At 72.7% G+C, this 22,861-nt stretch carries 19 protein-coding genes; 12 read left to right on the top strand and 7 right to left on the bottom strand.

Translation table 11 applies throughout. The features are described from left to right. Positions 1–76 precede the first annotated feature (76 nt). Positions 77–868, top strand: coding sequence for a hypothetical protein (locus tag OG802_RS23995; protein WP_329413512.1), 792 nt, complete (start codon positions 77–79; stop codon positions 866–868). Between the two features lie 130 nt (positions 869–998). On the opposite strand, the gene OG802_RS23990 is transcribed toward OG802_RS23995, so the two are convergent. Together OG802_RS23990 and lon are read right to left on the bottom strand one after the other, a co-directional pair. Further along, positions 999–1,481, bottom strand: a complete 483-nt coding sequence (locus OG802_RS23990; protein ID WP_329413511.1) for a MarR family winged helix-turn-helix transcriptional regulator — start codon at positions 1,479–1,481, stop codon at positions 999–1,001. Positions 1,482–1,636: 155 nt separating this feature from the next. Next, positions 1,637–4,066: an endopeptidase La gene (gene lon, locus OG802_RS23985; RefSeq protein WP_329413509.1), complete on the bottom strand. Its 2,430-nt coding sequence runs from the start codon at positions 4,064–4,066 to the stop codon at positions 1,637–1,639. 199 nt (positions 4,067–4,265) lie between these two features. Between lon and OG802_RS23980 the strand changes: the two genes are divergently transcribed. The 3 genes from OG802_RS23980 to OG802_RS23970 all read left to right on the top strand — a co-directional run bounded on the left by OG802_RS23980 (position 4,266) and on the right by OG802_RS23970 (position 7,106). Then, complete coding sequence (locus OG802_RS23980; RefSeq protein ID WP_329413507.1) at positions 4,266–4,922, top strand: GNAT family N-acetyltransferase; 657 nt, start codon at positions 4,266–4,268, stop codon at positions 4,920–4,922. A gap of 129 nt (positions 4,923–5,051) precedes the next feature. Next, positions 5,052–6,080, top strand: coding sequence for a DUF5954 family protein (locus OG802_RS23975; protein ID WP_329413505.1), 1,029 nt, complete (start codon positions 5,052–5,054; stop codon positions 6,078–6,080). A gap of 234 nt (positions 6,081–6,314) precedes the next feature. Then, on the top strand, positions 6,315–7,106 hold the full coding sequence (locus OG802_RS23970) for a GNAT family N-acetyltransferase (protein WP_329413504.1): 792 nt from the start codon (positions 6,315–6,317) through the stop codon (positions 7,104–7,106). Between the two features lie 45 nt (positions 7,107–7,151). Here the strand turns inward: OG802_RS23970 and OG802_RS23965 are convergent, their stop codons facing one another. Next, a complete protein-coding gene (locus OG802_RS23965; RefSeq protein WP_443055306.1) occupies positions 7,152–7,946 on the bottom strand; it encodes a rhomboid-like protein in 795 nt (264 codons plus the stop codon). A gap of 260 nt (positions 7,947–8,206) precedes the next feature. On the opposite strand from OG802_RS23965, the gene OG802_RS23960 reads away from it, so the two are divergent. The 7 genes from OG802_RS23960 to OG802_RS23930 all read left to right on the top strand — a co-directional run bounded on the left by OG802_RS23960 (position 8,207) and on the right by OG802_RS23930 (position 17,821). Beyond that, on the top strand, positions 8,207–8,893 hold the full coding sequence (locus OG802_RS23960) for a spermidine synthase (protein WP_329413503.1): 687 nt from the start codon (positions 8,207–8,209) through the stop codon (positions 8,891–8,893). Between the two features lie 122 nt (positions 8,894–9,015). Continuing rightward, the gene (locus tag OG802_RS23955) at positions 9,016–9,756 is read left to right on the top strand and encodes a response regulator transcription factor (protein ID WP_109002674.1); all 741 of its coding nucleotides are present in this window, start codon (positions 9,016–9,018) and stop codon (positions 9,754–9,756) included. Then, positions 9,753–10,868 (top strand): HAMP domain-containing sensor histidine kinase, encoded by a 1,116-nt coding sequence (locus OG802_RS23950; protein WP_329413500.1) that lies wholly within the window; start codon positions 9,753–9,755, stop codon positions 10,866–10,868. Before OG802_RS23955 ends, OG802_RS23950 begins: the two co-directional genes overlap by 4 nt. 302 nt (positions 10,869–11,170) lie before the next feature. Next, on the top strand, positions 11,171–14,974 hold the full coding sequence (locus tag OG802_RS23945; protein WP_329413498.1) for a multifunctional oxoglutarate decarboxylase/oxoglutarate dehydrogenase thiamine pyrophosphate-binding subunit/dihydrolipoyllysine-residue succinyltransferase subunit: 3,804 nt from the start codon (positions 11,171–11,173) through the stop codon (positions 14,972–14,974). A 267-nt stretch (positions 14,975–15,241) separates the two neighbouring features. Further along, positions 15,242–15,424 (top strand): DUF6104 family protein, encoded by a 183-nt coding sequence (locus tag OG802_RS23940; RefSeq protein ID WP_019058231.1) that lies wholly within the window; start codon positions 15,242–15,244, stop codon positions 15,422–15,424. A 224-nt stretch (positions 15,425–15,648) separates the two neighbouring features. Next, positions 15,649–16,593 (top strand): DUF4097 family beta strand repeat-containing protein, encoded by a 945-nt coding sequence (locus tag OG802_RS23935; protein WP_329417349.1) that lies wholly within the window; start codon positions 15,649–15,651, stop codon positions 16,591–16,593. A 1-nt stretch (position 16,594) separates the two neighbouring features. Continuing rightward, entirely contained in the window at positions 16,595–17,821 is a 1,227-nt protein-coding gene (locus OG802_RS23930; RefSeq protein ID WP_329413496.1) for a helix-turn-helix transcriptional regulator, read from the top strand. 62 nt (positions 17,822–17,883) lie between these two features. On the opposite strand, the gene OG802_RS23925 is transcribed toward OG802_RS23930, so the two are convergent. The 4 genes from OG802_RS23925 to OG802_RS23910 all read right to left on the bottom strand — a co-directional run bounded on the left by OG802_RS23925 (position 17,884) and on the right by OG802_RS23910 (position 21,201). Continuing rightward, complete coding sequence (locus OG802_RS23925; RefSeq protein WP_329417346.1) at positions 17,884–18,489, bottom strand: Clp protease N-terminal domain-containing protein; 606 nt, start codon at positions 18,487–18,489, stop codon at positions 17,884–17,886. Continuing rightward, positions 18,489–18,698: an HTH domain-containing protein gene (locus tag OG802_RS23920; protein ID WP_329413495.1), complete on the bottom strand. Its 210-nt coding sequence runs from the start codon at positions 18,696–18,698 to the stop codon at positions 18,489–18,491. Before OG802_RS23920 ends, OG802_RS23925 begins: the two co-directional genes overlap by 1 nt. Before the next feature lie 123 nt (positions 18,699–18,821). Next, positions 18,822–19,787: a zinc-binding dehydrogenase gene (locus OG802_RS23915; RefSeq protein WP_329413494.1), complete on the bottom strand. Its 966-nt coding sequence runs from the start codon at positions 19,785–19,787 to the stop codon at positions 18,822–18,824. A gap of 184 nt (positions 19,788–19,971) precedes the next feature. Beyond that, on the bottom strand, positions 19,972–21,201 hold the full coding sequence (locus tag OG802_RS23910) for an NAD(P)-dependent malic enzyme (protein WP_329413493.1): 1,230 nt from the start codon (positions 21,199–21,201) through the stop codon (positions 19,972–19,974). Between the two features lie 660 nt (positions 21,202–21,861). Here OG802_RS23910 and OG802_RS23905 point away from each other — a divergent pair. Next, on the top strand, positions 21,862–22,827 hold the full coding sequence (locus OG802_RS23905) for an ABC transporter substrate-binding protein (RefSeq protein ID WP_329413491.1): 966 nt from the start codon (positions 21,862–21,864) through the stop codon (positions 22,825–22,827). Positions 22,828–22,861 lie beyond the last annotated feature (34 nt).

The raw sequence follows: 22,861 nt of genomic DNA, 5'->3' as shown, positions 1-22,861 counted from the left end.
CTGCGGTGGTGCGCCCGTTCGGGGAGCGGTGCCGGCCTTTCGCGAAGGCTGTGGAGGGGTCGTGCAGACTGGCCGGATGCGCACGGAACTCATGTCGGACGGCGGCGATCCGGCCCGCCCCAACGAGGACTTCGCCGCGGTCGGGCTTCCCGCCTCCGGACAGGGCGGTTCGCTCGTCCTGCTGGACGGCGTGACTCCGCCGCGGGACGGCGCGGGCTGTCTGCATTCGGTTCCCTGGTTCACGGCACGGCTCGGCGGCGCCCTGATCGAACTGACCGTTTCGCTCCCGGATGTTCCGCTGGCCGAGGCGCTCGCCCTCGCCATTGCGCGTACCGCCGAGGCCCACGCGGGAACCTGTGACCTTTCTCACCCGCGCACACCGCAGGCCACCGTGGCCCTCGCGCGGTGGTCGCCGCAGCGGGTCGAGTACCTGGTCCTGTGCGACGCGACGCTGCTGCTGGCGTCCGCCGACGGCCGGGTCCGCGCCGTGCGCGACGACCGGCTCGCACGGCTGCCGCGCGCCCTGCTGCGCAGCGCCGACGTCGTGGACTCGACCCTGCGCAACAAGGAGGGCGGGTTCTTCACGGCCGCGGCCGACCCCTCGGTGGCCGCCCGCGCGGTCACGGGCGCGGCGCCGCGCCCCGGCGTGGTCTCACTGGCCGCGCTCTCGGACGGGGCCGCCCGCTGGAGCGAGCTGTTCGGCGAGGGCGACTGGCCCGACCTGCTCGCCGTGGTCCGCGAGGAGGGCGCCCGGTCCCTGCTGGAACGGGTCCGGCGCCGCGAACGCGCGGACGCCGCCGCCGGCCGCCCCCGCCTGGCCCGGGCCAAGACCCACGACGACGCCACGGTGATCTACGCCGAGCTGTGACCGCCCGCCCTGCCTGAACCGCCCGCACCATCCCTGCTCGGCCCCCGCCGCGGCCGTGGGGCGACGGCCAGACATCCAGGCGAACCCGGCGCCCGGCCGGGGCTCGCGGACGGCGGCGCCGGCCGGGGGGTCACTTCTCCATGCCCCGGTTCAGTTCGTGCAGGAGCCGGGCCAGTTCGGCGACCTCGGCGCGGTCCCAGTGGGAGAAGCGGCTGACGTACCGCTCGCGGCGGGCCTCCCGGACCCGGCCGACCCGGCGGCGGCCCTCCTCGGTGAGGTCGACCAGCCAGGCGCGGCCGTCCGCCGGGTCCGGCGCCCGCGCGACCAGGCCGAGCTGTTCGAGGGCACACAACTGGCGGGACATGGTGGCCTTGCCGACGCCGATGTAGGCGGCGAGTTCCGTGGCGCGCTGGCGGCCGCACTCCTCCAGCCGGACGAGGAGCCCGTAGGCGGCGGACTCCAGGTCCGGATGGACCTCGCGGGCCATCTCCCCCTGGCTGGCGCGGGCGCGGCGCAGCAGCACCGTCAGCTCCCGCTCCAGGGAGAGGAACTCCCGGTCGCCCTGCTCCACACCGCGCGACGGCCGTCGGTCGTCGTTCGTGTCCTCGTGCACGTCAGCACCCCTGATCTCACCGGTCGCCGCGGTCGCGCAGCGCTCAAGTATTCCCCAGGCACAGACCGGCGGCGCTTCCCAGGGCCGTGTCCCGGGCACGGCGAAGACCCGGGCCTCCCTCACGGGACCCGGGCCGCGCCGTCCCGCGGCGTCCGTCACGCCGCCACGGGAACCTCCGGCACCGCGCCGTTCACCGCGGGCGCGAGCGCCAGCTCCAGGACCTGGCGGACGTCGGTGACGGCGTGGACGTCGAGCTTGTCCAGCACCTCCGCGGGGACGTCGTCCAGGTCGGGCTCGTTGCGCTTGGGGATGATCACGGTGGTGACGCCGGCCCGGTGCGCGGCCAGCAGCTTCTGCTTCACCCCGCCGATGGGCAGCACCCGGCCGGTGAGGGAGACCTCGCCGGTCATCGCCACGTCCGTGCGGACGAGCCGGCCGGACAGCAGGGACGCGAGGGCCGTCGTCATGGTGACGCCGGCGCTCGGGCCGTCCTTGGGGACCGCGCCCGCCGGGAAGTGGATGTGCACGCCCCGGTCCTTGAGGTCGCCCACCGGCAGTTCCAGCTCGGCCCCGTGGCTGCGCAGGAAGCTGAGCGCGATCTGCGCCGACTCCTTCATCACGTCGCCGAGCTGGCCGGTCAGGGTCAGGCCCGCCGCGCCCGTCTCCGGGTCGGCCAGCGACGCCTCGACGTACAGGACGTCGCCGCCGGCGCCGGTGACCGCGAGGCCGGTGGCGACGCCGGGGACGGCGGTCCGGCGCTCGGCCGGGTCCTGGGCGGACTCGGGCACGTGGTGCGGCCGTCCGATCAGGGCGCGCAGGTCCTCCTCGCCGACGGTGAGGGGCAGTTCCCGCTCGCCCAGCTCGTGCTGGGCCGCGACCTTGCGCAGCAGCCGGGCGAGGGACCGCTCCAGGGTGCGCACGCCGGCCTCGCGGGTGTACTCGCCGGCCAGCCTGCGCAGCGCGCCCTCCTCCAGCACGACCTCCTCCGGGTCCAGGCCGGCCCGCTCCAGCTGGCGCGGGAGCAGGTGGTCACGGGCGATGACGACCTTCTCGTCCTCGGTGTAGCCGTCGAGGCGGACCAGCTCCATGCGGTCGAGCAGGGCCTCGGGGATGGCTTCGAGCACGTTGGCGGTGGCGAGGAACACCACGTCCGACAGGTCGAGCTCGACCTCCAGGTAGTGGTCGCGGAAGGTGTGGTTCTGCGCCGGGTCGAGCACTTCGAGGAGGGCGGCCGCCGGGTCGCCCCGGAAGTCGGAGCCCACCTTGTCGATCTCGTCGAGCAGGACCACCGGGTTCATCGACCCGGCCTCCTTGATCGCCCGCACGATCCGGCCGGGCAGCGCGCCGACGTAGGTGCGGCGGTGGCCGCGGATCTCGGCCTCGTCGCGGACGCCGCCGAGGGCGACGCGGACGAACTTGCGGCCCATGGCGTGGGCGACGGACTCGCCGAGCGAGGTCTTGCCGACGCCGGGCGGGCCGACGAGGGCCAGCACCGCGCCGCCGCGCCGGCCGCCGACGACCCCGAGGCCGCGGGCGCTGCGGCGCTTGCGCACGGCCAGGTACTCGGTGATGCGCTCCTTCACGTCGTCCAGGCCCGCGTGCTCGGCGTCGAGGACGCTCCGGGCGCCCCGGATGTCGTGGGCGGCCGCGCCGTCGTCGGTCCGCTCGTTCCACGGCAGTTCGAGGACGGTGTCCAGCCAGGTGCGGATCCAGGAGCCCTCGGGCGACTGGTCGCTGGAGCGCTCCAGCTTGTCGACCTCCTTGAGGGCGGCCTCGCGGACCTTCTCGGGCAGGTCGGCGGCCTCCACGCGGGCGCGGTAGTCGTCGGACTCCTCGGCCGGGTCCTTGCCGTCGCCGTTGAGGTCGCGCAGTTCCTTGCGGACGGCTTCGAGCTGGCGGCGCAGCAGGAACTCGCGCTGCTGCTTGTCGACGCCTTCCTGGACGTCCTTGGCGATGGTCTCGGCGACGTCCTGTTCGGCGAGGTGGTCGCGCAGCTGCTGGGTGGCGAGCTTCAGGCGGGCCACCGGGTCGGCCGTCTCCAGCAGCTCCACCTTCTGGTCGGTGGTCAGGAACGGCGAGTAGCCGGAGTTGTCGGCGAGCGCGGAGACGTCGTCGATGGCCTGGACGCGGTCGACGATCTGCCAGGCGCCGCGCTTGCGCAGCCAGGCGGTGGCCAGCGCCTTGTACTCCTTGACGAGTTCGGCGACATGGCCGGGCAGCGGTTCGGGGACGCTCTGGTCGACCGTCGTCCCCTCCACCCACAGCGCGGCGCCGGGGCCGGTGGTGCCGGCGCCGATCTTCACGCGGCCGCGGCCGCGGATGAGCGCGCCCGGGTCGCCGTCGGCCAGCCGGCCGACCTGCTCGACGGTGCCGAGCACGCCGGTGCTCGCGTAGGTGCCGTCGACGCGTGGCACCAGCAGGACGCGCGGCTTGCCCGGTTCCGAACGGGTGGCGGCCTGTGCGGCCTCGACCGCGGCGCGCACATCGGTGTCGTTGAGGTCCAGCGGAACCACCATGCCGGGGAGCACGACCTCGTCATCGAGAGGCAGTACGGGCAGGGTGAGCGGAGCGGACGTCGATGCCATGATCTCCCCTTCGGCAGTCAAGTTGAGCTATGCCGACTCAATGCACGTGAGCCCGCGAATGTTCCCCGCGTTCCCGGGCGTTCGCTGTGGGCGATCAAGACTGTTGCGGCGCCCTGCTCGGGCCATACGGTCGGAGGTAATAGGCAAATGGCCATTCTGCCACTTACGCAGCCGTCTTCAGGGGAATCAGGGGGTCGTCGTGGATCGTTTCGTCCGGGCTTGGGTGGACGGGTGGGTCGTCTCGCGCGGGGCGGCGCCGCCCGCGGCCGCGCCCTGGGGCTGGACCGTCGACGTGGGGGCGGGCGCCGGGCACGTCACCCGGCACGTGTTCGGCGACACCGGCGAGGCGCTGACGGAGGCGACGGTCCGCGAGGTCGCGGGCGCGGTGACCGGGGCCGGCGTCTGGCTGAAGGCGTTCGCCGATCCGGCCGTGGTCGGGCCGTGGCTGGGCCCCGGCTGGTGGATCGACCCCGAGCCCGGCTACCTGATGACGGCCCCGCTCCCGGACGCCCCGCCCGGCGCCGCCCCCGAGGGCTACCGGACCCGCACCTGGTCGCGCGGCGGCGTCACGCGCACGATGGTCGCCGCGCCGGACGGCTCCCTGGCGGCGCGCGGGCAGATCGCCGCGACCGGCGCCACGGCGGTCGTCGACCAGGTGGAGACCGCCCCCGACCACCGCCGGCGCGGACTGGGCGCCCTCGTGATGCGGACACTGCACCGTGCGGCGGCCGAGCAGGGCGCCCGCACCGGCGTCCTGGGCGCGACCCCGCAGGGGCGGGCACTGTACGAGTCCCTGGGGTGGCGCGTCGAGTCCTCGCTGACCAGCGCGAAGTTCACGGGCGCCGCACAGGGGTGACGCCCGGCGGCCGTGGGGGCGCACCCCGATGGGCCGCACGACGGGACACGCCCCTCGCGCCCCTGCCCGTACCCCGCCCACTTCCGGCATTCGCCCCGTACCGCCTCGCGACCCGACCACAATGCGCGTATGACCGATGACTGGAAGCGACGCCTGGACGCCCTGCACGCGGAGCTGGTCCGCCGGGACGACCCGGTCGCCTGGGTGACGGAGGCGGACGCCGTGGAGGCGTCCCGGCGCTATCCGCACATCGCGCTGCGCGGTCCCGTCTTCGGCGTCGCCCGACTGGACCCGCCGACCCCGCGGACGCCGAAGCCGTGCTGGCGGCTGCTGAAGCCGGTGGCCGACGGGATGCCCCAGCAGGCCAGGGACGGGCTCAACTCGCACCTGTGGTTCCTGGCCAAGGACGGCACGGGCGATGCGGCCGCCCGGCGCGACCTGCTGGCGGCCGTCGCCGTGCTGGAGCGGGCCCCGGCCGACGAGGTGGAGGCGCTGGGGGTGCGCTACCGGGTGGTGCGCGGTGACGAGTTCGCCCGCACCGGCGACGACGGCCTGGAGCCGCCCCGGCCCACCGACCCGGAGGCCCTGGACCCGTCGTGGGCGGAGCCGTGCGCCGTCCCGTCCCCGGACGTGGGCTTCGCCCTCGACCCCGACCGGGACGAGGGGCCGATGGCGGGCGCCCTGTGCCTCGGGCTGCGCGCCTTCGTGTACAGGGGGGCGCGGTTCCCCGCCGACGTGCGCGCCGACTCCGCGCGCGCGGCCCGCACGCACCCGGACGTGGTCCGGCTGCCGGTCGGCTTCTCGGTGGCCGAACGGGACGGGTCGGGCTGGACCCCGTGCGGCTCCCTCGCGGCCACGCCCCACGAGGCACGCCGTTCGCTGTACGAGGGGATGGCCCGCGTGTGGGCCATGCTGTACCGCTTCGACGAGCGCAAGAAGGCCCTGTACGCACGGGCCGCGGAGGCGTTCCGCAGCGCCGGCCGGGCCGACGAGGCGAGCGTGGAGGGCCGGGTGTTCCGGATCTGCCGCGTGGAGCGGATGGTCCGCCTGGGCCCGGACGGCCCCGAACCGCCCCGCCCGTCGGACCTCGACGAGTACGGCCCCATGAAACTCCACCCGACCCTGCACGAGAACGGCACCGTCCAGTACGACGACTGACAGCGGTCCGGGGCGGGGCGGGGCGCGGCGCGGGGAGGGCGACACCGCCGGGCCGGCCCCCCGTCCACACGACGACGGCCCGCCGCCCGTACACCGCGGCACCCGGCGCCCGCCCGGAACGGCGACTGTCCGCCGCGCCTACGACGACCGTCCGCCGCCCCGTACGGCGACGGCCCCCGCCGGGTACGGCGACCGCCCGTCGTCGCCCCCGGGCGTGGCGTAGCGTCCCCGTGCATGACGGACGCGCCGATCACGCAGACCCTGCTCGCGGCCTACGACGCCGAGTTGCGGGGCGCGCCGCCCACCGCGGTCCTGCACGCCCCCGACGGACCGCTGACCCGCGTCGCCGGCCCGGTGCGGGCCCTGCTGACCGCGCCCCGCGAGCTGGGGCTGAGCGGCAGGGAGCTGGACGAGCTGATCGTCCGCCAGCGGGACTTCTTCGGCGCGCGCGGCGAGGCGGTGGAATGGCGGCTGCGCGGCCACGACCTCCCGGCCGACCTGCCCGACCGGCTCCGCGCGGCCGGCTTCGCGCCGGGTCGCCCGGAGACGGTCCTGGCCGCCGTCGTCGCGGACACCGACGCACCCGGAGCCGGGCCGTCGCTGCCGCCGGGCGTGACGCTGCGCCGGGTGACCGCCGAGGCCGGCCTGCGGGCCGTCGCGGCGCTGCAGTCCGCGGTCTGGGGGCTGGACCTGAGCCGCCTCGGCGACGACCTGATCGCGCGGCTCGCCTGCGCCCCGCACGACACCGTCGTCCTGGCGGCGGAGTCGGACGGCGCGATGATCTCGGCCGCCTGGCTGTCGGTGCGCCCGGGCACCCGCTTCGCGACGCTGCTGGGCGGCGCGACCCTCCCCGAGTGGCGGGGCCGGGGCCTGTACCGGGCGTCCGTCGCCGCGCGCCTCGCCCTCGCGGCCGAACGCGGCGTCCCGTACGTCCACGTGGACGCCTCGGCCGACAGCGCGCCCCTGCTGCGCGCGATGGGCTTCCGCGCCCTGACCACGATGACGCCGTACATATGGACGCCCTGAGCGGCGATCGCGCGGCGGCGGAAGGGGCGGCGAAGGGCGACGGGGTCAGGGGGCGGCCGGCACGACGGGTGCGGCGGGGGCCGGGCGGGCGAGGTCCCAGCGGCGCACCCGGGGCCGGAGGGCGACGCCCGTCGCCAGCGCGAGCAGGTGCCCCCAGCCGGTCATGGGGTCGGTGAAGGCGAGCAGGTCCTGGAGCAGCATCGCGCCGAAGGCGGCGAGCAGGGGCAGTCCCAGCCATGGCCGCAGCAGGCCCGCGAGCGCGCCCACGCAGGCGGCGACGCCGAAGCTGATGCCGTAGTCGAGGCGGTGCAGCGAACTGTCGGGCAGCCGCCCGGCCAGGACGGCCAGCCCGACCGGCACCTCCGTCGCGAGGGTGGCCAGGACGTGCCCCAGCAGGAAGACGACGGCCGTGCGGGCGCCGCCGACGCGCCGCTCCAGCGCGGTCAGGACGACCAGGAAGGCGAGCGTGAAGGGCGACGCGAAGCCGCCCGCCACCCACAGCGCGCTCGCGGCGAGCACGGTCGCCGGCGACTGCGCCAGATGCGCCACGTCGGTGCTGGAGCCCTGGAGCAGGGCGTGCACGAGAGCGGGGTCGAGATGCTCCGCGAGATACGAGGTGACGGCGAGGACGGCCGCGTAGCCCAGGGTGAAGGGCACCGGGACCGGGATCCGGCGGCGGGAGCGGGGACGGGGCCCGAGGCCGGGGCCGGCGCTCGTCCCGGGGGGCGGCGCGGCGCACGGCGGGGTGCGCTGAGCGGGGATGCCGTCCAGGAACCCGGAGCCGTCGGACGGCCCGGCGTCCGGCGGGGGCAGGCTCATGGGGGAGGCCGTGCGTTCCACTGAGTGGCGCTCCTTCCGTTTCCCCCACCCTTCGCGGCGCGGCCGCCCGCTGTCTGTGACCGACGCCACGTGCGCGCCGATTCACAGGAACCTCTGAGATTTCTCCCGGCCTTCTCTCGTCCTTCTGCCTTCCTTCTCCCGCCCCTCTCCTGCTTCTTCTCTCATCCCTCGTACGGTGGCCGGGGGTTCGTGCGGGGCACGTCGTCCACGGCGCACGGAATTCTCCCGACAACCGGTCGGGGAACTGCCAGGATGGGCCGATGACCATCCCGTACGACATCCCCGACGCGCCGGAGGTCCTGGACCGCCGCGAGGGCCCCTACGGCGAGGTGGTGCTGCGCCGGCACGGAGAGTTGCTCCAGATCATCGCCAACGGCTGCTTCCTGATGGACACTTCGGACGGCCGCTCGGAGCGGCTGCTCGTCGACGCGGCACGCGACGCGCTGGACGACCGCCCCGCCCCCGCCCTGCTGATCGGCGGACTGGGCGTCGGCTTCTCCCTCGCGCACGCCGCCGCCGACCCCCGCTGGGGCGCCGTCACGGTCGTGGAGCGCGAGCGCGCCGTCATCGACTGGCACCGGGGCGGCCCGCTGGCCGCCGTCTCCGGTCCGGCCCTGGCCGACCCGCGGACGAAGATCGTCGAAGCGGATCTGCTCGACTTCGTCAATGAGACATCCGACACGTTCGACGCCGTCTGCCTGGACATCGACAACGGGCCCGACTGGACCGTCACCGAGGGCAACGACAGCCTCTACTCGGCGTCCGGACTCGCGGGCTGCGCGCGGGTGTTGAGACCGGGCGGAGCACTGGCGGTGTGGTCGGCCCGGCCCTCTCCGGAATTCGAGGGAACCTTGGGGAATGCCGGGTTCCAGCGGGTGCGTACCGAAGAGATCCCGGTTGCCCGAGGCGTGCCGGACGTGGTGCATCTCGCCGTCCGACCTGGATAGCAAAGCCGCGGTGACTCCCCGTACGCTGCATCCCTGACGCCGATCATTTACGCGTCAACCGCAGTCATGCGCAATCAAGGGACCACCCCACTGGTTCCGGAAAGCACACTCAGGGGCGGGCGATGGAGCAGACACACACCGCACACAACACCGCGGCGACGGCGACTCCGGGCGCGCAGCGGCGCGTCCTGGTCGTCGAGGACGACCCGACGATCGTCGACGCCATCGCGGCCCGCCTGCGCGCCGAGGGATTCCTCGTGCAAACGGCGGGCGACGGTCCGGCGGCCGTCGACACGGCAGAGGCCTGGCAGCCCGACCTGCTGATCCTCGACATCATGCTGCCCGGCTTCGACGGCCTGGAGGTCTGCCGTCGCGTGCAGGCCGCCCGCCCGGTGCCGGTCATGATGCTCACCGCGCGCGACGACGAGACCGACATGCTGGTCGGCCTCGGCGTGGGCGCCGACGACTACATGACCAAGCCCTTCTCGATGCGGGAGCTGGCGGCACGCGTGCACGTGCTGCTGCGCCGGGTGGAGCGGGCCGCGATCGCGGCGACGACGCCGCGCAGCGGGATCCTGCGGCTCGGCGAGCTGGAGATCGACCACGCGCAGCGCCGGGTGCGGGTGCGCTCGGAGGACGTGCACCTCACGCCCACCGAGTTCGACCTGCTGGTGTGCCTTGCGAACACCCCGCGCGCGGTGCTCTCGCGCGAGCAGCTGCTGGCCGAGGTGTGGGACTGGGCGGACGCCTCCGGCACCCGCACGGTCGACAGCCACATCAAGGCGCTGCGGCGGAAGATCGGCGCCGAGCGGATCCGCACGGTGCACGGCGTCGGCTACGCCCTGGAGACCCCGACGCCATGAGCCGCGGTGCGGACGGACCGAGAAGCCCCGCCCCCGGAGCCGGTGCGCCCTGGGGCGGCCTGCGCCCGTTCTCGATCAAGACCAAGCTGGGTGCGCTGGTCGTCATCTCGGTGCTGATCACCACCGGTCTGTCGATGATCGCGGTGCACACCAAGACGGAGCTGCGCTTCATCACGGTCTTCTCGATGATCGCCACCCTGCTGATCACGCAGTTCGTGGCGCACTCGCTCACCGCGCCCCTGGGTGAGATGAACACGGTGGCCCGGTCCATCTCGCACGGCGACTACACCCGCCGGGTGAGCGAGAACCGCCGTGACGAGCTGGGCGACCTCGCGCAGACGATCAACGTCATGGCGGACGAGCTGGAGGCGCAGGACCGGCACCGCAAGGAGCTGGTGGCCAACGTCTCGCACGAGCTGCGCACGCCCATCGCGGGTCTGCGCGCCGTCCTGGAGAACGTCGTCGACGGCATCGCCGAGGCGGACACCGAGACGATGCGCACGGCCCTGAAGCAGACCGAGCGGCTCGGCCGGCTCGTGGAGACCCTCCTGGACCTGTCCCGTCTCGACAACGGCGTGGTGCCGCTGCGCAAGCGGCGCTTCGAGGTGTGGCCGTACCTGTCGGGCGTGCTGAAGGAGGCCAACATGGTCGCCTCGGCCCGCGCCACGATGGGATCGGGCGGCAGCCACACGCGTACGGACGTCCATCTGCACCTGGACGTCACCCCTCCGGAGCTGACCGCGCACGCGGACCCGGAGCGCATCCACCAGGTCGTCGCCAACCTGATCGACAACGCGGTCAAGCACAGTCCGCCGCACGGACGGGTGACGGTGAAGGCGCGGCGCGGGCCGCAGCCGGAGTCGCTGGAGCTGGAGGTCCTGGACGAAGGGCCCGGCATTCCGCGCTCGGAGTGGCACCGCGTGTTCGAGCGGTTCAACCGGGGGGCCGTCCGCCGGCCGCACGGGCCGGGCAGCGACGGCGGGACGGGGCTGGGACTGGCGATCGCCCGCTGGGCGGTCGATCTCCACGGAGGCCGGATCGGAGTGGCCGAATCCGAGCGGGGCTGCCGGATTCTTATCACTCTTCCGGGAGAGTCGTCCGTTCAAAGTTGACGTAAAGTTCGCACCGGAGCCTCAAGATCCACGTATGTCCGGGTACTCGGACACGTGGCATCCGGCGGGACACCGGCGCAGGTCGGCCGGGGTGCGCGCGTTCTGCGTGCGACGCCCTGCCCCATGCGTACCCGGTGACGCACAACCGCGCTTGTTTCCCGCCATTTCCGCCCCCGAAACACGCTCCGCGATGTGACTTACACGACGATGGACGGGCCCGGCCTGACCTTCCCCCTCCAGGGGGCGTAGCCTTTATTCCCGCTGTCCATCACCTTGTGAAGCGGAAGAGGGCGGTTGCCGCCGTGTCGCCACAGTCCCCCAGTAACTCCAGCATCTCGACCGACGCAGACCAAGCGGGCAAGAACCCCGCTGCCGCGTTCGGGCCGAACGAGTGGCTCGTCGACGAGATCTATCAGCAGTACCTCCAGGACCCGAATTCGGTAGACCGCGCCTGGTGGGACTTCTTCGCCGACTACAAGCCAGGAGCGGCCGCTCCCTCGGCTCCGGCGGGTACTGCGGCCGCGGGGGCCGCAGCGACCACCACCGCGCCCGCGGCCCCCGCCGCTCCCGCCCAGCCGGCGCCCGCCGCCGCGGCCCCCGCCGCCCCGGCTCCCGCTCCGGCCGCCGTCGCGAAGCCCGCGGCCGCCGCTCCGGCTCCGGCGAAGGCGGCTCCCGCCGCCCGCCCGGCCGCCGCCGCGAAGCCCGCGCCCGCCGCCACGGCGCCCGCCTCCCCCGAGGGCCCCGAGTTCGTGACGCTGCGCGGTCCGTCCGCCGCGGTCGCCAAGAACATGAACGCCTCGCTGGAGCTGCCCACGGCCACGTCCGTGCGCGCGGTCCCGGTGAAGCTGCTGTTCGACAACCGCATCGTCATCAACAACCACCTCAAGCGCGCCCGGGGCGGGAAGATCTCCTTCACGCACCTGATCGGCTTCGCGATGGTGCAGGCCATCAAGGCGATGCCGTCGATGAACTGGCACTACGCGGAGAAGGACGGGAAGCCCACCCTCGTCAAGCCGGCGCACGTCAACTTCGGCCTGGCCATCGACCTGGTGAAGCCCAACGGCGACCGCCAGCTCGTCGTCGCCGGCATCAAGAAGGCCGAGACCCTGAACTTCTTCGAGTTCTGGCAGGCCTATGAGGACATCGTCCGCCGCGCCCGCGACGGCAAGCTGACGATGGACGACTTCACCGGCGTCACGGTCTCCCTGACCAACCCCGGCGGCCTCGGCACCGTGCACTCCGTGCCGCGTCTGATGCCCGGCCAGTCGGTCATCATGGGCGTCGGCTCCATGGACTACCCGGCGGAGTTCCAGGGCACCAGCCAGGACACCCTGAACAAGCTCGGCATCTCGAAGGTCATGACGCTCACGTCGACCTACGACCACCGGGTCATCCAGGGCGCGGCCTCCGGCGAGTTCCTGCGGATCGTCGCGAACCTCCTCCTCGGCGAGAACGGCTTCTTCGACGAGATCTTCGAGGCGCTGCGCATCCCCTACGAGCCGGTCCGCTGGCTCAAGGACATCGACGCCAGCCACGACGACGACGTCACCAAGGCCGCCCGCGTCTTCGAGCTGATCCACTCCTACCGGGTCCGCGGCCACGTCATGGCCGACACCGACCCGCTGGAGTACCGCCAGCGCAAGCACCCCGACCTCGACATCACCGAGCACGGGCTCACCCTGTGGGACCTGGAGCGCGAGTTCGCCGTCGGCGGGTTCTCCGGCAAGTCCCTGATGAAGCTGCGCGACATCCTCGGCGTGCTGCGCGACTCGTACTGCCGCACCACCGGCGTCGAGTTCATGCACATCCAGGACCCCAAGCAGCGCCGCTGGATCCAGGACCGCATCGAGCGCCCGCACACCAAGCCGGAGCGCGAGGAGCAGCTGCGCATCCTGCGCCGGCTGAACGCGGCGGAGGCCTTCGAGACGTTCCTCCAGACGAAGTACGTCGGCCAGAAGCGCTTCTCGCTCGAGGGCGGCGAGTCCGTCATCCCGCTGCTCGACGCGGTGCTGGACTCGGCCGCCGAGTCCCGCCTGGACGAGGTCGTCATCGGCATGGCCCACCGCGGCCGCCTCAACGTCCTCGCGAACATCGTCGGCAAGTCGTACGCGCAGATCTTCCGCGAGTTCGAGGGCAACCTCGACCCGAAGTCGATGCACGGCTCCGGCGACGTCAAGTACCACCTGGGCGCCGAGGGGACCTTCACCGGCCTGGACGGCGAGCAGATCAAGGTGTCGCTGGCCGCGAACCCCTCCCACCTGGAGACGGTCGACCCGGTCATCGAGGGCATCGCCCGCGCCAAGCAGGACATCATCAACAAGGGCGGCTCGGACTTCACGGTCCTGCCGGTCGCCCTGCACGGCGACGCGGCCTTCGCGGGCCAGGGCGTGGTGGCCGAGACGCTGAACATGTCGCAGCTGCGCGGATACCGCACCGGCGGCACGGTCCACATCGTCATCAACAACCAGGTCGGCTTCACGGCCGCCCCGGAGTCCTCGCGCTCGTCGATGTACGCCACCGACGTGGCCCGCATGATCGAGGCCCCGATCTTCCACGTGAACGGCGACGACCCGGAGGCCGTGGTGCGCGTCGCGCGTCTGGCGTTCGAGTTCCGCCAGGCGTTCAACAAGGACGTGGTGATCGACCTCATCTGCTACCGCCGCCGCGGTCACAACGAGTCGGACAACCCGGCCTTCACCCAGCCGCTGATGTACGACCTGATCGACAAGAAGCGCTCGGTGCGCAAGCTGTACACCGAGTCCCTCATCGGTCGCGGCGACATCACCCTGGAAGAGGCCGAACAGGCGCTCCAGGACTACCAGGGCCAGCTGGAGAAGGTCTTCACGGAGGTCCGCGAGGCCGTCACCGCCCAGCCGAGCGCCGGCCCGGTGTCGGACCCGCAGGCCGAGTTCCCGGTCGCCGTGAACACCGCGATCTCCACGGAGGTCGTCAAGCGCATCGCCGAGTCCCAGGTCAACATCCCCGACTACTTCCACGTGCACCCTCGTCTGCTGCCCCAGTTGCAGCGTCGCGCCACGATGGTCGAGGACGGGACGATCGACTGGGGCATGGGCGAGACGCTCGCGGTGGGCTCCCTGCTCCTGGAGGGCACCCCGGTCCGGCTGTCCGGCCAGGACTCGCAGCGCGGCACCTTCGGCCAGCGGCACGCGGTCCTCATCGACCGCGAGACCGGCGAGGAGCACACCCCGCTCCAGTACCTCGCCGACGAGCAGGCGCGCTACAACGTCTACAACTCGCTGCTGTCCGAGTACGCGGTCATGGGCTTCGAGTACGGCTACTCGCTGGCCCGCCCGGACGCGCTCGTGATGTGGGAGGCGCAGTTCGGCGACTTCGTCAACGGCGCGCAGACGGTCGTCGACGAGTACATCTCGGCCGCCGAGCAGAAGTGGGGCCAGACGTCCGGCGTCACCCTGCTGCTGCCGCACGGCTACGAGGGCCAGGGCCCGGACCACTCCTCGGCCCGCGTCGAGCGCTTCCTCCAGCTGTGCGCGCAGAACAACATGACGGTCGCGATGCCCACGCTCCCGTCGAACTACTTCCACCTCCTGCGGTGGCAGGTGCACAACCCGCACCACAAGCCGCTGGTGGTCTTCACCCCGAAGTCGATGCTGCGCCTGAAGGCCGCCGCGTCGAAGGCGGAGGAGTTCACCTCGGGCCAGTTCCGCCCGGTCATCGGCGACGCCTCGGTGGACCCGAACGCGGTCAAGAAGGTCGTCTTCTGCGCCGGCAAGGTCTACTACGACCTGGACGCCGAGCGTCAGAAGCGCGGGGTCACGGACACGGCGATCATCCGGCTGGAGCGGCTGTACCCGCTGCCCGGCGCGGAGGTCCAGGCCGAGGTCAACAAGTACCCGAACGCCGAGAAGTACCTGTGGGCCCAGGAGGAGCCGGCCAACCAGGGCGCCTGGCCGTTCATCGCCCTGAACCTGATCGACCACCTGGACCTCGCGGTCGGCGCGGACGTGCCGCACGGCGAGCGCCTGCGCCGCATCTCGCGCCCGCACGGCTCGTCCCCGGCGGTCGGCTCGGCCAAGCGTCACCAGGCGGAGCAGGAGCAGCTGGTGCGTGAGGTGTTCGAGGCGTAGTCCCGGCCACGGCACGGCGAAGGGCCCGTGCCCCGGAGAGGCTTCCGGGGCACGGGCCCTTCCGCGTGCGGCGCCGCCGCCGGACGGCCCGGGGTTCGGCGTGCTCACCGCTCAGGGCACTCCCCCGCCTCCCCGTCCCCCCGCGCGCCTATCCTTTTCCTGTCCCCTCCGCACCGGAGAGCGGCCCTTTCCTCCCTCACGGGAACGAGGGGCCCTTCCCCCGAGGGGGGAACCCTGTCCCTGCGACCCACCCACGGAGCACGATCCATGTACTTCACCGATCGCGGAATCGAGGAACTCGAGAAGCGGCGCGGCGAGGAGGAGGTCACCTTCGAGTGGCTCGCCGAGCAGCTGCGGACGTTCGTCGACCTGAATCCGGACTTCGAGGTACCGGTGGAGCGCCTGGCGACGTGGCTCGCGCGGCTCGACGACGACGAGGACGACGAGTAGGCGACGCGCGGACCGACGGGCAGTCAGGCAGCCGGACAGCCGGGCAGCACCCGCGCACGGAGGGGCGTCGAAAGACGCCCCTCTTCGCGTTCTCGGAGTTGCCCAGTGGGGCGGGAGTCGCTCCCTGGATCGAGCGGCTTGACTTTCGGACTCCGCGATATATCGTGTTTTCCGGGAGACGCGATATGGCGTGTCGTGTCACCATCGTGGAGGAGGTCCGCACCATGTCCGAGTGGTCCGTCGCCGAGCCGAGGAAGCTCTCCTTCGACGAGCCCGTGCACGAACTGCACGTGCGCATCGTCGACGGCACCGTGAACGTGGTGGGCACCGACGAGAGAACGGCCCGCCTGGAGGTGTCCCGCATCGAGGGACCGCCCCTGGTGGTGAGCCATCGCGACGGGACCCTGACGGTGGCGTACGAGGACCTGCCCTGGAAGGGCTTCCTCAAGTGGCTCGACCGCAAGGGCTGGCGGCGCAGCGCCGTCGTCTCGCTCGCCGTGCCGGCCGGCACCCGCGTGGAGGTGGGCGTGGTGAGCGCCGGGGCGGTGGTCTCGGGCATCGACGGCCCGACCGACGTGAAGGGCGTCAACGGCGACACGACCCTGGTGGGGCTCGCGGGGCCGGTGCGCGCGGACACCGTCTCGGGACGTGTGGACGCCCAGGCCCTCACCGGCGACCTGCGCTTCAACTCCGTCTCCGGCGATCTGACCGTGGTCGAGGCGGGCTCCTCCGTGAAGGCCGACTCCGTCAGCGGTTCGATGATCGTCGACCTGGATCCGACGGGCCGGCCCGCCGGCATCAACCTGACGAGCGTCTCGGGCGAGATCGCCATCAGGCTGCCCCACCCGGCCGACGCCCGGGTGGAGGCGAACACCGCGAGCGGCTCGGTCTCCAACGCCTTCGAGGATCTGCGGGTCAGCGGGCAGTGGGGCGCCAAGCGCATCACCGGCCGGCTGGGCGCGGGCAACGGCAGCCTGAAGGCCACCACGGTCTCCGGCTCGATCGCCCTGCTGCGCAGGCCCGCGGCGGACGAGCCGCACACCGACGCGCGGGGCGAAGGGCGGTCCGGGCCGCGCCCCGGCCCTCGCGACGACGCCGATCGCGGCCCCGGCGGCGAGAACGCCTCCGGCGCCCCGGCCGACAGCACGACCGACAAGAAGGTGCTCTGAGATGCCTCCCGTCTTCGCCCATGGCCGCCTGCGCCTCTACCTGCTGAAACTCCTGGACGAAGCGCCGCGCCACGGCTACGAGGTGATCCGCCTGCTGGAGGAGCGCTTCCAGGGGCTGTACGCGCCGTCGGCCGGCACCGTGTACCCGCGGCTGGCCAAGCTGGAGACCGAGGGCCTGGTCACCCACACCACCGAGGGCGGCCGCAAGGTGTACGCCATCACCGACGCGGGCCGGGCCGAACTGGCCGACCGCAGCGGCGAGCTGGCGGATCTGGAGCTGGAGATCCGCGAGTCGGTCGCCGAGCTGGCCGCGGAGATCAGGGCCGACGTGCGCGGCGCGGCGGGCGATCTGCGGCGCGAGATGCGGGCGGCGGCCTCCCAGGCCCGCAGGGGCGGGGGCACGGGCGCCGCGGACCGCGGCGGGTCCGGGGGTCCCGGCGAGTCCGGCCAGTTCGGCGAGTTCGGGGAGTTCGGGGACCGGGAGGCGTGGCAGGCCGCCAAGGAGGAGATGCGCCGCGTCAAGCAGGAGTGGAAGGAGCAGGCGCGCCGGGCCAAGGACGAGAGCCGCCGGGCCCGCGAGGAGGCCCAGCGGGCCCGGCGCCAGGCCAAGGAAGCGCAGGACACGGCGCGTTCCCAGGCCCAGGAAGAGGTCCAGCGCATAGCGCGCCGGGTGCAGGAACAGGTCCAGGACCACTTCACCCGGGGCGACTGGCCGACGGGCGTCCGCGAGGGCCTGACGGAACTCGCCAAGGAGTTCGGCGAGTTCGGCAAGGACTTCGGGCGCGAGTACGGCAGGGACTTCGGCTTCGGCCGCCCCGGCGCCACGGGCCCGGCCCCGGCGTCGTCCGCACAGACCCCTACGCCCCCTTCGCCCGAGGCCCCGTCGCCCGAGGCCCCTTCACCCGAGTCCCCTTCGTCTCAGGCTTCGTCGCAGGGCCCGTCGTTCGTGAAGGCGGCCGGATCCACTCAGACCGCGGCGGACGCCGCTGCGGAGTACGCCCGCACCCCGGAGGACTTCCCCGCCGAGTACGAGCCGGCCTGGGCCCACGAGGACCTCGGCGGCGACCCCGCCCGTGACCTGGACCGCCTCCTCGACCGCTTCCGCGACGACATCCGCGACGCGGCCCGCGACCACGGCGTCACCGCCGGACAGCTGCGCGAGGCGCGCCGTCATCTGTCGACGGCGGCGGCCCACATCGGCGTGGTGCTCCGCAACCCGACCTCCTGACCGGGGGCCCGTCCCGACGGGCCCTCGGCCCCCGCCCCTGCCCTCCGCCCCCGGCCGGCCTCTCAGCCGGCCACGACGGTGACGTCTCCGTCGCCCTCGCCTCCGCGCCGGCCCCCGTCGCCGTACAGCACGCGGGTGAGGGCGGTGTAGGTGACGCCGTGGTCGGCGAGGACCTCCGAGGGGACGCCGCGGCGGGCGGTGAGGGCGAGCAGCAGATGCTCGTCGCCGATCTGCCGCTCGCGCCGGGCGAGGGCGATGCGCAGCGTGTCCGTGAGCAGTTCCCTGGCGCCGCGGTCGAAGGGCCGTCCGCCGAAGAGGCGCGCGCCCGGACCCTGCCGGCCCTCGGCCGCCAGCGCGCCCTCCCCGTGCGCCTCCTCCACCCGCGAGACGATCTCGCCGACGTCGATGCCCAGCCCCGACAGGGCGTCGGCGTCGGCCCGGGAGAGACCGCCCCGGCGGCGCACCTCGCCCAGGTCCCGTACGAGGTCCCCGCGTCCGCCCGGCGGCAGCCCGAGCGAGGTCAGCGCGAACGAGCCGCGGCCGGCCTTCCCGTCGAGGAGGGCCAGCAGCACATGCGTCTCCTCCACCCGCTGCGCGCCCGCCCGTTCGGCGTGCGCCGCCGCCGACCGCACCACGGCGCGCGCGTCCTTCGTGAATCGCTCGAACATCATTGCCTCCCGTACTTCTTGTGCACGGCCTGCCTGGTGACCCCGAGTTCCGCGGCGATCTCCTGCCACGACCAGCCCTGGTTGCGCGCGCTGCGCACCTGCACCGCCTCCAGCTGCTCCAGCAGCCGGCGCAATGCCGCGACGGCGCGCAGCCCGACCCGTGGATCGCGGTCACCGGCCCGCTCGGCGAGATCCGTTGCTTCGGTCATGACGTCAACCTACGTTGACAATGAGCTTCCGTCAACCATGGTTGACATGACGGGTGCGGAAAAGGCGGGCCCGGAACCCCGGACCCGCCCCGCGACCGCGCACGCCGGACCACCGGCCGGCCGTCAGCCGTTGGTGAGCACGATCTTGCCGAACTGCTCGCCGGACGCGAGCCGCTCGAAGCCCTCGCGGGCCCGGTCGAGCGGGAGCACCTCGTCGATGACGGGCCGGACGCCGGTGAGGGCGCAGAAGGAGAGCAGGTCCTCCAGCTCGTCCCTGGAGCCCATGGTGGAGCCGACGATCTTCAGCTCCAGGAAGAAGACCCGGGTCAGCTCCGCCCGCGAGGGGGCGTCGCCGCTGGTCGCGCCGGAGATGACGAGCGTGCCGCCGGGCCGCAGCGACTTCACCGAGTGCGACCAGGTGGCCGCGCCGACGGTCTCGATGACGGCGTCCATCCGCTGCGGCAGCCGGGCGCCGGGCTCCACGGCCTCGACCGCGCCCAGCTCCAGGGCCCGCCTGCGCTTGGCCTCGTCCCTGCTGGTGGCGAAGACCCGCAGCCCGGCGGCCTTGCCCAGCACGATGGCCGCCGTGGCGACCCCGCCGCCGGCGCCCTGGACGAGAACGGAGTCGCCGGGGCGCACGCCCGCGTTGGTGAAGAGCATGCGGTACGCCGTCAGCCAGGCCGTGGGCAGACAGGCGGCCTCCGCGAAGGACAGCTCCTTCGGCTTGGGCAGGACGTTCCAGGTCGGCACGGCGACCTGCTCGGCGAAGGTGCCCTGGTACCGCTCGGTGAGGATGGAGCGCGGCTCGTCGGGCCCGACGCCGTGCCCGGTCTGCCCGATCACGGAGTGCAGGACGACCTCGTTGCCGTCCGCGTCGACACCGGCGGCGTCGCAGCCGAGGATCATCGGCAGCCGGCCCTCCGGAAGACCGACGCCCTTCAGCGACCAGAGATCGTGGTGGTTGAGGGAAGCGGCCCGGACGTCGACGACGCTCCAGCCGGGACGGGCCTCGGGGGCCGGGCGCTCCCCCAACTCCAGGCCGGAAAGCGGCTGGTCGCGGTCGATTCGGGCGGCGTAGGCGGCGAACATGATCCCGACCCTAGGGTCCGGCGCCGTCGAACGAAACCGGACGGGACTGTGAGACACACCCTCTTGCGCTCCGTCCCTTCGGCGCTCGTCGCGACCGCGCGCCCGGCGCCGTCACCCGAACGGGCCGGTCGGCGGGCAAAGGAATGGTCCCGCCCTGCACGGACGGGACCATTCGGGGTGTGCGTCAGCGGCGGGCGACGCCCTCCGCACGGGCGGCCGCGGCGACCGCCGCCGTCACCGCGGGGGCGACCCGCTCGTCGAACGGCGACGGGATCACGTAGTCCGCCGCGAGATCGTCGCCGACGACGCCCGCGAGCGCCTCGGCGGCGGCGAGCTTCATGCCCTCGGTGATCCGGGACGCCCGCACCTGCAACGCGCCGGCGAAGATCCCCGGGAACGCCAGCACGTTGTTGATCTGGTTCGGGAAGTCCGACCGCCCGGTCGCGACGACCGCCGCGTACTTGTGGGCGACCTCCGGGTGCACCTCCGGGTTCGGGTTGGCCATGGCGAAGACGAACGCGCCCTTCGCCATCGAGGCCACCGCCTCCTCCGACACGGTGCCGCCCGAGACGCCGATGAAGACGTCGGCGCCCGCGAGCGCGCTCTCCAGCGAGCCGGTCAGCCCCGCCTTGTTGGTGAAGGAGGCCAGCTCGCGCTTGACGTCGGTCAGGTCCTGCCGCTCCGCCGAGACGACGCCCTTGCGGTCCGCGACCGCGACGTCCCCGATGCCGGCCTCGACCAGCATCCTGGCGATGGCGACACCGGCCGCGCCGGCGCCCGAGATGACCGCCCGCAGCTCGCCGATGCCGCGCCCGCTCAGCCGGGCCGCGTTGCGCAGCGCCGCCAGCGTGACGATGGCGGTGCCGTGCTGGTCGTCGTGGAAGACCGGGATGTCGAGGGCGTCCTGGAGGCGGCGCTCGATCTCGAAGCACCGCGGCGCCGAGATGTCCTCCAGGTTCACTCCGCCGAACGAGGGCGCGAGACGCACCACCGTCTCGATGATCTCCTCCACGTCCGTGCAGGCGAGCGCGATCGGAACCGCGTCCACGCCGCCGAACTGCTTGAAGAGGATGGCCTTGCCCTCCATCACGGGGAGGGACGCCTCGGGGCCGATGTCCCCGAGTCCGAGCACCGCCGTGCCGTCGGTCACGACGGCGACGACGGACGACTTCCAGGTGTAGTCGTTCACCAGGTCCGGCTGTTCCGCGATCGCGGTGCACACGCGCGCGACGCCGGGGGTGTAAGCGAGGGACAGGTCGTCCTTGTCGCGGACCGGGACGGTGGCCTGCACGGCCATCTTTCCGCCTCGGTGCAGTGCGAACACCGGGTCGAACGAGTCGAGGGGCTCCGCACCGCCCTCCCGGCCCGTCTGGTCGGCGTTCTCGCTGCGAGGATTGACGATCTCCGCTGCCACTGTGTCGTACCCCTTAGGTCTGCATGGTTTGAGGGTGGCCACTCCTGATTGAGAAGTGGGCGGGCATCGCACAGGGCCCTGAGGTGATGCGAACGGGCGCCTGGCGTCGGGCGCGCCGCACACGCGCCCTGAGCCCCGGATGAGGGGTGTAAAAAACCTTCTTACCGGACGGAGACCACAGCCGACGAGTCCATTCGGTGCAAGGTCACATCACCGGAGCTGTCGACCTCCGACAGAGATCACCGCGAGTGACGCGGCTCATGCGCGAGGACCCGCCAGGAACCCGGAAAACCCTTGACAAGCCCTTGACGCCCCTTGTCGGCCCTTGGCGACGCTTGACCCGGCCTTGACGTGGGACGGGGTGGCGACGGGACAGAGGTCGGGTGATCGCATCATGGGTGGAACCGAAGAACTTTCGGCCGGAACGGGAGATTCCCGCAGATGGTCCGGCTCCGTCCGGTCGTGATGTACCGGACTGATGCGGTTCGGGGGTCGCCCGTTATCCGATTTTGACATGGCTGCCCCCCTGAATGGCGTCGTCCGAATGGCAAGATGCCGTAATCACACGAGGTCGCGACACCCGAAGGTCTGTGTTCTCGTCGACCCATCGGCATTTGTCGAGCCATCGGCATCTCCATCCATCCGCCGGAGGAACCCACCATGACCGCACGCACCACCCGTCACACGACCGCCGCGCGCACCCGCCTGGCAGCGGTCGGATCTCTCGCGGTCGCGGGCGCCTTGCTGCTCTCCGCCTGCGGCGACCAGACCAACGGCGGCGGGAGCTCCTCCTCCGACACGTCGAGCAGCTCCGACAAGGCCCCCCTCTTCTCCAAGCTCCCGGCCGCGATCCAGAAGGCGGGCGTCATCAAGGTCGGCACCAACGCCGAGTACGCCCCGATGGAGTCCGTCGAGGGCGGCAAGATCGTGGGCGTCGACCCCGACATCGCCGCCGCGCTCGGCAAGCAGCTCGGCGTCGAGTTCCAGTTCACCTCGGGCGGCTTCGACACCCTGATCACCGCGGTGAACACCGGCCGCTACGACGTGGCCATGTCGTCGATCACGGACAACAAGCAGCGCCAGGAAGGCCTGGACGACAAGGGCAAGAAGCTCGGCGAGGGCGTCGACTTCGTGGACTACTTCACCGCCGGCACGGCCGTCTACGTGAAGAAGGGCAACCCCAAGGGCATCAAGACCCTGGACGACCTCTGCGGCCAGACCGTCGCCGTGCAGCGGGGCACCACCTACGAAGAGGCCCTCCAGACGCAGTCGAAGAAGTGCACCGCCGACGGCAAGAAGGCCCTCAAGATCGAGTCGTTCGAGAACGACACCGAGGCCCAGACCCGCGTGAAGTCCGGCGGCGCCGTGGCCGGCGTCAACGACTACCCGGTCGCCGTGGACATGGCCCGCAAGGCCGGCGGCGGCGCGACCTTCGAGGTGCTCGACAAGCAGTACGAGGCCGCTCCGTTCGGCATCGTCGTCGACAAGAAGGGCACCCAGCTGCGCGACGCCCTCAAGGAGGCCGTCGACGCGATCATCAAGGACGGCTCGTACCAGAAGGTGCTGGAGAAGTGGGGCGCCGAGAGCGGCGCGATCAAGTCCGCCACGGTCAACGGCGGCAAGTGATCCACCCGCACCTCCTGAAGTCTTCGAAGGGCAG

Source organism: Streptomyces sp. NBC_00704 (genome assembly GCF_036226605.1).
Classification (GTDB): domain Bacteria; phylum Actinomycetota; class Actinomycetes; order Streptomycetales; family Streptomycetaceae; genus Streptomyces.
Note: the sequence above shows the minus strand (reverse complement) of the source record. Positions and strands in the feature narration are given on the sequence as shown.

Excerpts from the sequence above, each read along its gene's own strand:
- OG802_RS23995 (WP_329413512.1), top strand. The coding sequence starts at position 77 with ATGCGCACGGAACTCATGTCGGACGGCGGCGATCCGGCCCGCCCCAAC.
- lon (WP_329413509.1), bottom strand. The coding sequence starts at position 4,066 with ATGGCATCGACGTCCGCTCCGCTCACCCTGCCCGTACTGCCTCTCGAT.
- OG802_RS23975 (WP_329413505.1), top strand. The coding sequence starts at position 5,052 with ATGACCGATGACTGGAAGCGACGCCTGGACGCCCTGCACGCGGAGCTG.
- OG802_RS23970 (WP_329413504.1), top strand. The coding sequence starts at position 6,315 with ATGACGGACGCGCCGATCACGCAGACCCTGCTCGCGGCCTACGACGCC.
- OG802_RS23960 (WP_329413503.1), top strand. The coding sequence starts at position 8,207 with ATGACCATCCCGTACGACATCCCCGACGCGCCGGAGGTCCTGGACCGC.
- OG802_RS23955 (WP_109002674.1), top strand. The coding sequence starts at position 9,016 with ATGGAGCAGACACACACCGCACACAACACCGCGGCGACGGCGACTCCG.
- OG802_RS23950 (WP_329413500.1), top strand. The coding sequence starts at position 9,753 with ATGAGCCGCGGTGCGGACGGACCGAGAAGCCCCGCCCCCGGAGCCGGT.
- OG802_RS23940 (WP_019058231.1), top strand. The coding sequence starts at position 15,242 with ATGTACTTCACCGATCGCGGAATCGAGGAACTCGAGAAGCGGCGCGGC.
- OG802_RS23935 (WP_329417349.1), top strand. The coding sequence starts at position 15,649 with ATGTCCGAGTGGTCCGTCGCCGAGCCGAGGAAGCTCTCCTTCGACGAG.
- OG802_RS23930 (WP_329413496.1), top strand. The coding sequence starts at position 16,595 with ATGCCTCCCGTCTTCGCCCATGGCCGCCTGCGCCTCTACCTGCTGAAA.
- OG802_RS23925 (WP_329417346.1), bottom strand. The coding sequence starts at position 18,489 with ATGTTCGAGCGATTCACGAAGGACGCGCGCGCCGTGGTGCGGTCGGCG.
- OG802_RS23920 (WP_329413495.1), bottom strand. The coding sequence starts at position 18,698 with ATGACCGAAGCAACGGATCTCGCCGAGCGGGCCGGTGACCGCGATCCA.
- OG802_RS23915 (WP_329413494.1), bottom strand. The coding sequence starts at position 19,787 with ATGTTCGCCGCCTACGCCGCCCGAATCGACCGCGACCAGCCGCTTTCC.
- OG802_RS23905 (WP_329413491.1), top strand. The coding sequence starts at position 21,862 with ATGACCGCACGCACCACCCGTCACACGACCGCCGCGCGCACCCGCCTG.